Annotated in this window: 6 protein-coding genes; 4 read left to right on the forward strand and 2 right to left on the reverse strand. The window is 44.4% G+C overall.

Annotated features, from left to right (window positions below):
* Positions 1-2 precede the first annotated feature (2 nt).
* Positions 3-2,648, forward strand: coding sequence for a zinc-dependent metalloprotease (locus tag ACFS6H_RS11980; RefSeq protein WP_386098778.1), 2,646 nt, complete (start codon positions 3-5; stop codon positions 2,646-2,648).
* Between the two features lie 5 nt (positions 2,649-2,653).
* Complete coding sequence (locus ACFS6H_RS11985) at positions 2,654-5,233, forward strand: zinc-dependent metalloprotease (RefSeq protein WP_386098781.1); 2,580 nt, start codon at positions 2,654-2,656, stop codon at positions 5,231-5,233.
* Between the two features lie 96 nt (positions 5,234-5,329).
* Here ACFS6H_RS11985 and ACFS6H_RS11990 read toward each other — a convergent pair whose 3' ends face one another.
* Both ACFS6H_RS11990 and ACFS6H_RS11995 read right to left on the reverse strand, forming a co-directional pair.
* Positions 5,330-5,956 carry a response regulator gene (locus ACFS6H_RS11990; protein WP_386098784.1) on the reverse strand — a complete coding sequence of 209 codons (627 nt, stop codon included), beginning with the start codon at positions 5,954-5,956 and terminating at the stop codon, positions 5,330-5,332.
* Between the two features lie 17 nt (positions 5,957-5,973).
* Entirely contained in the window at positions 5,974-6,501 is a 528-nt protein-coding gene (locus ACFS6H_RS11995) for a sensor histidine kinase (protein ID WP_386098787.1), read from the reverse strand.
* 289 nt (positions 6,502-6,790) lie between these two features.
* Here ACFS6H_RS11995 and ACFS6H_RS12000 point away from each other — a divergent pair, with 289 nt between their 5' ends.
* The gene (locus ACFS6H_RS12000) at positions 6,791-7,855 is read left to right on the forward strand and encodes a hypothetical protein (RefSeq protein WP_386098790.1); all 1,065 of its coding nucleotides are present in this window, start codon (positions 6,791-6,793) and stop codon (positions 7,853-7,855) included.
* Between the two features lie 175 nt (positions 7,856-8,030).
* Positions 8,031-14,186, forward strand: a complete 6,156-nt coding sequence (locus tag ACFS6H_RS12005; RefSeq protein WP_386098793.1) for a CARDB domain-containing protein — start codon at positions 8,031-8,033, stop codon at positions 14,184-14,186.
* The last annotated feature ends 126 nt before the right edge of the window (positions 14,187-14,312 follow it).

Genomic DNA, 14,312 nt, shown 5'->3' on the forward strand with positions numbered 1-14,312 from the left:
ACATGAAAAAGTCCCGAATTGTTTGTCTTTTTTTATTAACCGGCTTATTGCTAACAGGGGTTACCAATAGCTATGGTCAAAGTAAGAAAAAGCGTGAGCAGCAGCGTATTGAAAAGGAAAAAAAAGAGCTGGAAGCGAAAGATAAAGCCAGGAAAGATAGCCTGGCCAAGCTGACACCTTTTGATAAGCTGTTAGGTAAATATGATAAACTGTCTAAAGGGTTTATCAATATTTACAGTGTAAAGAATAAGGTTTACATGGAGGTGCCGGCATCACAGCTCAATGTGGATATGTTGCTGGCTTCTACTATTTCCGAGATCAGTGACAACTATGAGGGGATTGTGGGCTCTAAACAGGAGCCGATGCCTATACAATTCAGCCTGGTAGACTCTACCATCCTGTTAAAGAAGATGAATATTTCGTACCTGGCAGATGCACCTGATAATAATATTGCACAGGCATTAAAGCTGAACAATATGGGGGCTATTGTTAAAACCTTCAAGGTGGAAGCCTTTGGTAATGATGGTCAGTCTGCAGTTATTGATGTGACCGACTTTTTTAACAGTGATATGAAAGAGTTATCACCCTTTGGTATTTTCAGTGTATATGCATCCATGGGGTATAAATCTACACCCAGCTTTAAGAAAGACAGGTCGTTCATCGCTTCTTTCAAATCATTTGAAGATAACCTGATCATTAAATCACAGTTATCGTATGAGAATAACTATAGTACCGGTACCCGCACATTTGCAAAGGAAATACCGGTAACGGCAACGGTTACCCGTACCATTATCCGTTTGGCAGATATGCCCACCAGGCCCAGGATCGCTGATCCGCGGGTGGGCATCTTCAATTCCAAAAGGGTGTTGATGAGCGAACACCTCAACCGTACAGAAGATGTTTACTTTGCACACCGTTTTTTGTTAGAGCCAAAAGATAAAGAAGCTTACAAGGCCGGACAATTATCAGAACCCGTTAAGCCCATCGTTTTCTATATTGACAATGCTTTTCCGCAAAGCTGGAAACCGGTGATCAAACAGGCTGTGGAAGACTGGCAGGAAACATTTGAAAAAGCCGGCTTTAAAAATGCAGTGATCGCAAAACCTTTCCCGGTAAACGATTCAACATTTGACCCGGATAATATTAAATTCAACTGTATCCGTTATGCACCGGTTCCTGTAGCCAATGCTATGGGGCCAAGCTGGGTAGATCCGCGTTCGGGCGAAATTATCAATGCATCCGTATATGTATTCCACGATATCGTAAAACTGTTGAATAACTGGATGTTCATTCAAACCTCTCCCGCTGATGCCAGCGTGCGTAATACCATATTACCCGAAAGCAAAAAGCTGGAAGGACTGCAATATGTGATCCGGCACGAACTGGGGCATTGTTTAGGGCTGCGGCACAATATGGGTGCTTCTAATGCAATACCCGTGGATTCACTGCGTTCGCCATCGTTTACACAAAAATATGGTACCACTTATTCCATTATGGACTATGCCCGCTTCAATTACGTGGCACAGCCTGGGGATAAAGAAAAAGGGGTGGTTTTATCACCACCTAAGTTTGGTGTGTATGATTATTATGCTATTGAATGGAACTATAAATACTTTGATCCCGCCCAGGTAACGGCTGACAGTGAAAAGCGTACGCTGGAAGCAATGGTAAGGGCAAAATCGGGAGATGTACGTTATCGTTTCGGTAACGAGTTCATGACCTCTTTTGATCCCCGTACACAAACGGAGGATCTTGGAGATGATGCGATAAAAGCGTCTACCTATGGTATAAAGAACCTGAAATATGTATTGGCCAATGTAAACGATTGGGTGAAAGCGAATGATAAGGATTACAGCTACCGCGAAACCATCCTGGCGCAGGCCCGTGGACAATATATCCGTTATCTGAATCATGTGCTGACCAATGTTGGCGGCATCCAGGTAAATGAAAAGTATGAAGGTGATGATGTGGTGCACTACAAAGTGATCAGTCGTAAAAAACAGCAAGAAGCCCTGCAATTTATTTTAACAGAACTGGAAGACAACAGCTGGCTGGAACCGGAATCTTTACTAAAGAACATGACCATTACCGGTACGCCATTGGTAGCTCTGCGTAATAATATGGTGAGCACCTTATTACAATTGCCTGCCAGGGTACAGTTGGGCGCTGTACGTTCAGATGAAAAAGATCCATATACGCCCAAAGATGTATTGGATGACCTGTACGAGGCTTTCTGGAAACCCACCAAACAAAGGAAAAAACTCACAGCCACGCAAATGCAAATGCAGAAAGCATTTGTAGCGGCCGTTGCCAAAGAAACAAAACTGGGCACGGGTGCAGCAGGAACGGCTGATGCGATAGCGATAAACCAGGGATTACCGGTGGTTCAGTTCCGGCAGGATGTGCAAGATATAGCAGCTTGTGCAGTGGATACGCATACACAGGTAGGCGGTAATAATATTCCTGTAAGCGGGTTTGGTTATATGAACGTACAGTTTAACCTGATGCCGGCCCTGGAACCGGTGTATTACGGACTGTTAAAACAAATCCAGTCCCTGTTAAAAACAGTAGCTACTTCCACCAGCGATAAAGAAACAGCACAACATTACCAGTTGTTATTACACCAAGTAAATAAAATATTAAAATAGGGGAGATGAATAGAAATATCAGACAAGGCTGTCTTCTTCTAACTGTGTTGTTGATATGCGCTGCCCTGCATGCGCAGAAAGATACGGCAAAGCAAAAAAGCAAATACGAAACCTTCTTTAAAGGAAAGAAATTTGAAACAAAGAAAGGGACCATTACCCTGCATAAAATGAATGGTAAGGTTTATTTTGAATTTCCTGTAAAGCTTTTTAAAAGGCATTTTTTATTGGGTTCTGTGGCAGAACAGACCAGTCATATTGAGGAAGTGGCTGCAGGTGAACAGGCAAAAGATCCGCTGGCCGTTCATTTTACCATAACAGATAGTACCATCTATTTACGCCGCTCCGATTTCTCAGTGCGTAGTGAAGATGTTAATATCCAGGAAGCATTACGTAAAAGCTATGCTGATCCCGTAATTGGTGCTTACCCCGTTTTGGCTTATACACCCGATAGCCTGGCAGTGTTATTTGATATCAGCAGTTTATTTTTAAGTGGCAGTCCGAACATGGACCCCTTTATGCCGGTAGGTGGTTTGGCGGGACGTAACTCCAGTTTTAAATCGGAGGGCACTGTACTGCACGAAATAATGGCATTTGAGGATAATGTATCGGTATCGGCCTATTTGACCTACCTGGTAAATAAAACCTTTTTTGGATTTTCAGTGGCGGAGAATATGCCCGTAACTGTATTAACCAAAAGGTCCATGTTACTATTACCGGAAAAGCCTGGTGTTCCCCGGTATAATGATCCAAGGATCGGTATATTCCCGACAAAATTTGTACAATATGATCCGAAGCAGGATGCTGTAAAAGAAATATTCTTTGCCAACCGCTGGCGCCTGGAGCCTGCGGATAAAGCGGCTCATGCAAGAGGTGAATTGGTAAAACCTTTAAAGCCTATCGTGTTTTACCTGGATAATAAATTTCCTGCTACCTGGATAGAGCCTATACGCAAAGGTGTACTGGACTGGAATATGGCTTTTGAAAAGATCGGGTTTAAAGATGCCATTGAAGTAAAAATGTATCCTCAGCATGATAGTACATTCGATCCTAATAATATCCGCTTCAACTGTATTAAATATGCGCCTAATCTTACCCAGAATGCCATGGGGCCAAGCTGGGTAGATCCGCGTTCAGGTGAAATACTCTATGCTTCTGTATATGTATATCACGGCCTGGTGGATATTTTGAGCGACTGGATGGCGGTACAGATGGGTGGCGCCAACCCCGAAGTTTTACAAAAGAAAGTACCGGTTGCGCTTATAGCTGAAGCATTGCGTTATGTATCAGCGCACGAAATAGGACATACGCTGGGGCTGATGCATAATATGGCTGCCAGCTCTGCCTACCCGGTTGATTCTTTAAGATCACCTGCCTTTACCCGGAAATATGGTACTACGCCTTCAATTATGGATTATGCCCGTTTTAACTTTGTGGCCCAGCCCGGCGACCTGGAAAAAGGCGTAAAAATGACACCTCCTTTATTAGGTGTGTACGATTACTATGCTATTGACTGGTTATATGCACCTGTTTATTCCGCTGCCACCCCCGAAGCAGAAGTAGCGGTACTGGATAAAAAAATAACCAGTCGTATGCCCGATCCTTATTACCGTTACGGCAAACAACAGCTCAACGGTAATCTAGATCCCAGTGCCCTCACGGAGGACCTGGGTGATGACCAGGTAAAGTCTACACGGTATGCGATCAATAACCTGCGCTACATTATGAAGAATGCTGATAAATGGGGGAAAGCGGGAGATGAGAATTTTGACTTCAGGAATAACCTGGCCTTTTATGTAGTGAACATACAGTATTACTGGTACTGGATGCATGTGGTACATAATATCGGTGGTTACTACCAGTACGAAAAATATGAAGGTGATCCCTATCCGGCCTATCGCCCGGTACCTAAAGCCGTGCAGAAAGAATCTTTACAATTTTTGTTACAATCACTGGATAGTCTTGACTGGATGGCCTTACCTGTGGTACAACGTAATATCAATAATTTTCATGGCCAGGCCGATGAGTATATACGGAGAACACTGTTTCCTTACCTGGTTCGCTTGGTGGCTCTTCAAACAACCTTAAGTGAGTCTAAAAATGAAAAGGACGGTTATACCAGGTCCGAAGCTATAGCGGATGTATTTCAATATGTATGGAGTAATTCCAAAACTAAAATGAACCGTAGTGCTATCCAGGGTATGCAGTCAGCTCTTGTGGATATTTTAATTACCGGGTCAGAAGTTAAAAAAGGCCCCGTTGTTAATACGCTGTCATTTGCCGACCTCGAACAATACGAACAACAGTTGTTACTGATGGATCATATGGCCAATAAATACAGCCTGCAACACGAAACGGTACAATGCAGTCCGGCATTGTTGTCCTTATTAGGTAGTTCGGCGGGAGAAATAAGTGGATTTGAATTTTTACCTCGTATTAAAGCTGATGGCGGTAATATCAGTCATATTTATTACCAATGGTTACTGGAATCAAGGAAACGCATTCAACAGTTAATTCCTGCCAGCAGCGGCGATACGCGTTTGCACCTGGAATACCTGTTACTGAAGATCAATAAAGCAGGCAAATAAAAAACAAAAGTTTGCTATAATAATTTTTGTTTTCTCATGTGTAAAGGGGGGCATGTCTATGCTCCCTTTCTTTATTTACGGAAGAAGACGTAATGGTCAGAGTGAAATAAGTTGTAACTGAATCGCCTTCTTCACCAGCGAAGCCGTATTCTTGGTATCAAACTTGGTTAGCAAATTTTTCCGGTGGGTATCTACTGTAGAAATGCTGATAAATAGCTGTTGTGCAATTTCATTATTGGTCAATCCTTCGGCTATGAGTTCTAATATTTCCTTTTCTCTCCGGGTAAGGATGATCTGGTTATCAGGGTTGCCTTTCAGTGATTGTGCCGCTTCATGGCTTAAATAGGTTTTGCCTTTGATCACCAGTTGAATGGCATCAACGATCTCTTCCTTGTCAGCATTCTTTAAAATATACCCGGAAGCGCCGTTGTCCAGCATTTTTTGTACAAAACTTTGCTGGTTAAAAGTACTCAGTCCTATAATGAAAGAAGCAGGGTAGGCTTGTTTTACTTCCTTGCAAAGGTCTATCCCGCTTTTATCGGGCAGGTTAATATCCATTAAAATAATATCAGGTGGTGTGTTTTGTTTCAGGTAAGCCAGCGCCGATGCCGCAGTAGTAGCATGCCCCTGCCACTCAATACCCGGCTCGTTCAATAACAGGGACCGGATACCTTCAATAACCATATAATGATCGTCAATAATAAACACGCTGATGCTGGCCATGAAAAATATTTAATGTTTTACCCGGGGGTATACTGTAACCCTATATTTACGGATGTTCCTTTTCCCGGTTCCGATACAATATCCGCTTTTCCGTTTAAAAAATCAACCCGGTTTAAAATATTACTCCAGCCTATGCCGCGTGCAGGGTTTAAAAGCTCTTTGTTAAATCCTTTTCCATCGTCTTCCACGGTAATATTGATGGTGTTATGCTCATTGCTTAATTGTACCAGGGCTGACCGGGCGGAAGCATGTTTAATAATATTATTCACCAGCTCCTGTACAATCCGGTAAATAGTAATGGCGGTAGTTTGGTTAACAACCACCTGTTGCATGTCAATTGACTGGTAGGTAATTGACAGTGCCCCACCCTGGTTAATAGTATCACAAAAGTCTTTCAACGCCGTATCCAGTCCAAAGTTCACCAGCGTCTCCGGCATCATATCATGGGCCACCCGCTGCATTTCTTTTATTGAGTTATCCAGCATGTCCATGCTGCGTTCAAAAGCCTGAACATTTTCAGGTGTTATAATTAAATTGCCTTTCATGTTTTGAAAAGAGTATTTAATGCCTGACAGCATGCCACCCAGGCCATCATGCGGGTCTTTTACTAATCTTGCTCTTGCCTGTTCTTCATTTTTTAGGACAGCTTCGGTGGCGGTTAACTGCCTGGTGATTGATTTTCACGCTTTAATGTCTTATACAAATAACCTGATTATCGCTACTTAAGTTACTCCCCTTTTTCCATGATTTTTAGCGGGTTTCAAAAAAATCCTCTTTTTGGGGGATGCGGCGATGCCTGCCCCGGACTTATTTTTAAACCCTAAAATTAACGTTATGAAATATCTTGTCCTTCTTACCCTGACTATTTTTACTTACACTGCAAGCCAAGCTAAAAGCTGGCGGATAAACAACAATGTAGGCGTACAAGCCGATTTTACTACTTTTTACGATGCTGCCCAGGCAGCCGCAGTGGCCAATGGCGATACGCTGTATATTGAGCCCAGCGCAAACGTATATGCCACCAATAGTATTACTTTAACCAAACGCCTGGTGGTATTGGGCGTTGGATATTTTTTAAACCCTGCTAATACTACCTATCCCGGTAACAGTGGCCTCCAGGAAACAAAGGATGCCAGCCAGCTGGCTTTCTTCAGAATCGGCGAGGGGGCTAATGGCAGCTATTTTGCGGGAATTATCTTTTCAGGTCTCAACCTCAGCGGATCTGCGGCCGATTTTAATTTAACGCTGGAAAGAAATCTTTTTGTGGGGACGCTTCTTTTTGAAGCAGGTAACAATAATAAAGTGACAGTTAAGAAAAACTTTTTTTTGAGTTGCAGTATCAGTAATAATGGAGGCGCCGTGTCAATAGCCGACTTTACCTGTGAGAATAATATTTTTTATGATTTCTGGGCCGCTATTAATCTTACCCAATTAACCGGTAGTAATAATATTGTAAGAAACAATAGTATTTACGGTGCTGGGGCGGGTAGTACCATTGTAAACTGTTACGTGGCCAATAATATCTTTGGTACAAACGGTGCCCTGGTGTTTACCAACAGTACGGTGAAAAATAATATTTTTACAGGTAACCCTTCTTTACCTGCCACTGCCTCCAATAACCTGGTTGGTCAGAGTTCGGATAATGTATATGGGGCACATGTCAATACTACCAGCCCGGATATGAATGTAATGATCCCGTCCTCTTCACCCGCAAAAGGTGCCGGCTTAACGGTAGGTACCGTGGTAAGTCCGGACTGTGGCGCATTCGGTGCTACGGATCCTTACAGGCTTTCCGGTATCCCTGCCATTCCAACTATTTATACTTTATCGGTGCCTACATCCATTCCCTCAGGTTCCGCTACAATGAATATTACACTTAGCACACGTAACAATAACTAATAACAGTAATACTGTTATTATCATGGGTTGTTCCGATAGTGGCAATTGACAGTGGACAATTGACAATGGGTGCGTGGTAGTTGGCAATTAACCAATAACGGTTAACTGTTAACTATGATCTGTCACCTATGAATGTTCGCTGCTTTCGATCGCTGGCAACCATAAAGTATAAACAATGAAAAAATATATACTTTCATTTTTACTGCTGCTAAGTATACTTTTTACTTATGCGCAGGACCCGGCCTACCCGGTTCCGCCATCTGCCCCGCAGGTGATCAATGCTGCGGAGTATTTTATTGATAATGATCCTGGTCTGGGCAGGGGTACTCCTCTTACCATCACTCCAGGGGTAGACATTGCTGCACAGTCTCTGAACGTCAATGTAAGCGGTCTGCAAAACGGTGGCCACAGCCTGTACATCAGGGTTAGAAATGCTGATGGTAACTGGAGTATCGTTTCGGTAAGGCCTTTTTTATATGATAGTGATTTTCCCTATACCACTGTAGCGGCTCCACCCCAACAGGTAGTAGCTGCGGAGTATTTTATTGATACAGATCCCGGTGCAGGAAACGCTACACCTATCAGTATTACGACAGCCCTCGATATTTCAACCTTAAATATAACGGTCAACACGGCCGGGCAAACCAACGGCACACACCGTTTATACCTGCGTACCAAAAGTGCCGAAGGTAAATGGAGTATTGTGGCTTACCGTGAATTTGTCGTAGACTTTAATCCCGATTACCCCACAGCACTTACACCTGCCGGTAACCTGGCATTAGCGGAGTACTTCATCGATACGGATCCAGGTTTAGGAAAGGGCCAGCCGATCAGTATTAGCGGTGTATTGAATGTTACTGACCTAGAGGTAGCTGTTAACACAACCGGTTTAAGCATGGGTACCCATCGTATGTACATACGTGTAAAAAACACGGCTGGTTCCTGGGGAATTGTGAGTTACAGGGAGTTTTTAGTGGAAGCCGGTGTTCCTTATCCTGCTGCGCCTGTAGCTGCGGAAAATGTGGTGGCCGCCGAATATTTTATTGATACCGATCCAGGCTTTGGCCTGGGTAATGCTATTACTATCACGCCCGGACTACAGGTGGCCGATATAAATGTTGCTGCCAATACCAGCGGGCTAAGCCAGGGTGTACACAGGATTTATATCCGTACCAAAAGTAGTGAAGGCCGATGGAGCATAGTAAGCTTCCGCGATTTTGAAGTAAACAATGATTATGCGTATCCACAGGCGCCACCGGCAGTTACTAACTTATTGAAAGCAGAATACTTTATTGATACCGACCCCGGCTTTGGTAACGGAACGGCTATTGCCTTAACGGCTGCTACTGATGTACAGGATATACCGGTAACAGTAAGCACCAACGGGTTAACCAATGGCGAACATCATTTGTTTGTACGTACATTAAGTGTCGATGGTAAATGGAGTATTGTTAATCATGCAAAATTCATTACTGATCTCCTGTCAATGACACCGGATACTCTGCACTATAATGACGTAGTGATAGGTGCCTCCAAAACGATGTCCGTTACAGTACAAAACAACAGCAGTTCGGCGCAAACGATTAATAGTATTACCATCAATGGGGCTTTTGCTACTGCAACAACAGCACCGGTCAGCCTGCCTGCCAACAGCAGTACAACTATTGATATAACATTCACGCCTGTAGCGGTAAGCCAGGCTATAGATTCTATTGTGCTGGAGACAAGTTCGGGCAAATATAAAACCGTATTAAACGGTTCGGGTATTGCTGCGGTAAGCTCCTGGGCTTTAACCCCGGCTGCCGGTCACAACTACGGTAATATAGCTTTAGGCAATACAGGTACCTTCGCGTTTAATATTACCAATACCGGTAATACAGCTATAACGCTGCAAAATATAACCAGTACCAATACTGCCTTTGCGCCATCCTTTACAGCCGGTACCGTAATAGCTGCCGGAGCCAGCCAAAGCTTTAATGTAACATTTACACCTGCGGCCGTATCGGTTTACCAGGCCCAGTTACGGCTTATTGCTTCTACAGCGGGCGTAGCAGAGATCACTACCCAGTTACAGGGTGCGGGCTATAGTCCCGGTGCGCCTCCGGTTGTTGATTATATTACCGCAGCACCATATACAGCCACCAATGGCGTGGCGCCGTTTGTTGGCCAGGCCGGTGATTATGTATACAAAGTGTTATACCGCTCCGCCAATAACCTGCCGCCGCAGGCCGGTTATCCTAAAGTGAGCATTGACCTGAACGGTAATCAAACCTATAATGATATCAACGAAGGCGAATTTGTGATGCAGGCCGAAGGCAGCAGTACCGATTATATTACCGGTGTAGTGTATACCTATACATTTAACCACCAGCAACTGACCAGCCAGGCAGGTTATAAATTTACCGCTTATGATCAGAATGGTAACCTGGCCACCGGTACGGGAACAGCTTATAAAACAGGCCCCGTGGTAACGAATGACCAGATCGATCTGCGCCTCTTTGCCAATGATATCAGCTTTAGTAACCCTAATCCTTTACCAGGGCAGGCATTTACACTTACGGCACGTATCACCAACAGCACGGCAGTGCCGGCAACCAATGTACCGGTTCGTCTGTACAGGGATACTATCCCGTTAATGGACCTGGTATTACCGGCTATAGGTGCTAACACTACTGCAACTATTACGCAAACGCTGAACTTTGCGGAAGAAGGTTTTTATCCTATTAAAGTATGGGTGGACAGCCTGAACACTATTGGCGATATCAACCCTTTAAATAACTATGCCATCAGGCCGGTAATTGTGGGTAATCCGCCTATGCCTGGTAAAATTGATGTGGAAGTACAGGCAACCATACAAAAATGTCCGCAATTAGTGGTGATCTTTAATGGTAAAGCTAAATACGACGGCACCTCAACCGCTACCAATGTAGCCGGTGCTACGGTTACTATTGAAGCCGGCGGACAGCTTATTACTACCACTACCGATGTTAACGGTAACTTCAGTTATGTACTCAGTGGTGTAACCTGTGGCGGTAACTTTGAATATAAAGCTACTGTTACCGATTATACATTGACAGGCAGCAGCACCTTGTATATTATGGCCTTGCCGTGCCCGGCTCCTGATGAATGCCTGCCTCCGGTACCACAACCTTCACAAGGTGGAGTAGTGGCTACAGGCACCACCAATGGCTGTGATAATACGGTAGGTAATAATGCAGGAATTAATATCAAACTGAAATACCGCGAAAGAAATCTCAGCAATTTCTGGAGCTCATGGGATGAAATCATAAACAGTGTATTACGGATATATGTAGATGGTGTACTGGTTGAAACCATTACCAGTGCCGATGGCTCCAGGTCACCGGGTGAGGAAGTGATTGTGCCATACCAGGTACCGTTAACGTCTACCACCCCGGTAAATGTATCGGCTGTATTAACTTATACCTATGTAGAGTATTTACAGATACCTGATAACTTCTATCATGGTGTACGGACCAATCATACAGCTACGGGAAGTTTGCCTATTACGCCTTTACCTAATCTGCCGGACCTGAACATCCAGTCTTTTGTACAGACCGATATGGTATCCTTCCGTTTCAATAATGTGAACATGAACTGTCCGGATGCAGGTGCCCATACTGTCAGGGTATACGACTCTATACCTAATGGTACAGCTACACTGATCAGGACCTATAACCAGTCAGGTGTGAACGGTAAATCGTATAACACATTAACCTATACCGATCCTGCTATAACACCGGGTACGCATATTATTAAAATTGTGACCGATTATGATGGCGCAGTTAACGAAGAGAATGAAGATAATAATGTGGCCATCTTTACCATGGTGGTACCGGCTCCTGATTTAAGTGTCGGCGAAATTCAACTGGTGAACAGTGATGTGTCATCAGGTGGCTCTACCAGGGTCAGCGCCGTTATCCGAAATAAAGGCAAACTGACCGGTGCATTCCATGTACGGTTTAGCCTGGGTGGTAACCAGATAGGAACACCGATACTGGTGACAACTGTAGGAAGTAATGATTCATTAACCGTGGAATCTGCTACATTCACCGTAAACAATGCAGCTGACCTTTGCGGCGGTCTGATCACAGTAGTGGCCGATGCGCTGTCAGCGGTTGCCGAGTCGGATGAAACAAATAATACGGGAACAAAACAACTGGCATCAGATATTACCCCATTGATACTGCCGCATGAAGCTGGCTCAGCCGGCAGACCAGTGGTGGTAAGGGTAAATACCATGAACCAGTTCTTCCCTGCAGTGCGTAATATGGGCATCCGCGATATTAACCAGGTGCCGGTAAAATACACATTAAACGGTAACCCGATCGGTAATGGTGTGATCCCGGTAATTAAAGCAGGCGCAGCCTATGTGGCTTATGGCTCCTTTAACTATGAGTTCAGTACGCCGGGCAACTATGTGGTGCGGGTAATAACCGATACGGCCAATGTGATCTGTGAAAGTGATGAGGCCAATAATGAAGGGGACTTCTATATACGGGTAGTGGATAGTAAAGCTGATCTGGAAGTATTATCGCAATATATATCGCCCAGCAGCCTTAACCCCAACCCTAACCAAACCTTTACCATTGTTGGTACGGTACGTAATAGTGGTGGCAAGCCATCGGTACCCACTGCGTTACGGTTTATGGCTGAGAATATGGTAATAGGTGCAGATGTTCCCATTAATGCGTTGCAGCCGGGAAGAGATACAACGGTAGCCGCTACAGTAGGGTATGCCTTCAATACAGAGGGTATAAAAACCCTGCGCCTGATAGCAGACCCGCTGAACCTGGTAGATGAAGAAATAGAAACGAATAACGAAGCCACCAGGACCATCATCGTGGGTGATGCACCGGATATTGCACCGATAGCTGTTAATCCTATTCGTTTTAATCCTTCCGGCTTTGTAGCAGGCGATATAGTGGCAGTAAGCTACCATATTAAAAACAATGGTACGCAGCCTGCCAGCGGTTGGGTAAGGTTTACCATTCACGACCAGGATAGTGCGGTTATAGCAATAGATAGTGTTGCGTTTACTTCCATAGCACCGGGCGATTCCAGGATCGTTACCCGCAGTATCCGGATTGATGCTGCGAAGGGAACAGTACTGGCACAGATCTATAATTGTTCGCCGGTAGAATATAATACCCTGAACAATGATGCCGTATTACCATTTGATAATGTAATGCCATTACGCAGCAACATGATCGTTGCCGGTGACCTGGATATGAAACAGGGCCTGCCCGAACAATTGCCGGGATGGATCGGCGGTAAACTGGTACTGGGTGATTATGACCTGACGGTGAACGGTAATATCCTGAACACGGATGCGGCTCATTTCATTGTAACCAACGGAGCCGGTAAGCTGACACTGGTAAATAACCAGGCCATCAATACCTACCCGGTAGGTACTGCGTTATCCAGTCCAAACTTTGTGGAACTAAATAATACGGGTACACAGGATAACTTCAGCGTGCGTGTAGTGCCTTATGTATTACAACGTGGTTATTCGGGTGATACGGTAAGGGTGGCGAATGTGAACCGTACCTGGTATATCAATGAGCAGGTAGCGGGCGGTAGTAATGTAGCTGCTACTTTCTACTGGAGCGATACACATGAACTGCCCGGCTTTGACAGGCCGCAATCCAGGACAGCACATTATACCAATAAATGGGAACTGGGCACCCTGGGTGGAGTTGTGCTGGCAGCAAATGGCCAGTTCACAAAAACGCAGACAGGCTTTACCAGCTTCTCACCCTTTACCATTACCAGCGGCTCCGGCAGCGCCCTGCCTTTACAACTGCTGAGCTTTAAGGCCGTTGCACAACCAGCCAGTGTATTATTACAATGGAAAACAACGCAGGAGGTTAACACCAGGCAGTTTATAATAGAACATAGTACAGATGGTGTGCGGTTTGTTACTGTTGGTACGATACAGGCTGAGAATACAGCAGGTGTACACACTTATACATTCACACACCAGGCTGTTGGTAAGGGTACACAATATTACCGCCTGAAAATGGAGGATATAGATGGCAGTTATACCTATTCCAATATTGAAACGGCAGTAATAACGGGTGGTTTGCTGGTACAGGTGTATCCAAACCCTGTACAACACAAGCTGTATATTAAAAACCTGCCGCAGGGCATACCGGTAAAACTGCTCAATATCAGTGGTAGTCTTATCAGGCAACTAACCACTACCGGTGACCTTACGGTAATAGATGTGCAGTCATTGCCAGCCGGCACCTATATTGTGCAATACGTAGAATCAGGTAAAGTACAACAACATAAGATCGTGAAACAATAGTTTTCTTTAAGGTAAGGACAGGTATGTCTTAAGTTGCCACTACGGTGGCAACTTTTTTATTTGTGTCATCGGTTAATGATTATTAATGCAAAACGATACCCTGCGGTATCGTTTTGTTATTGTAAG

Origin of the sequence: Terrimonas rubra, assembly GCF_042686025.1 — a bacterium.
Classification (GTDB): Bacteria; Bacteroidota; Bacteroidia; order Chitinophagales; family Chitinophagaceae; genus Terrimonas; species Terrimonas rubra.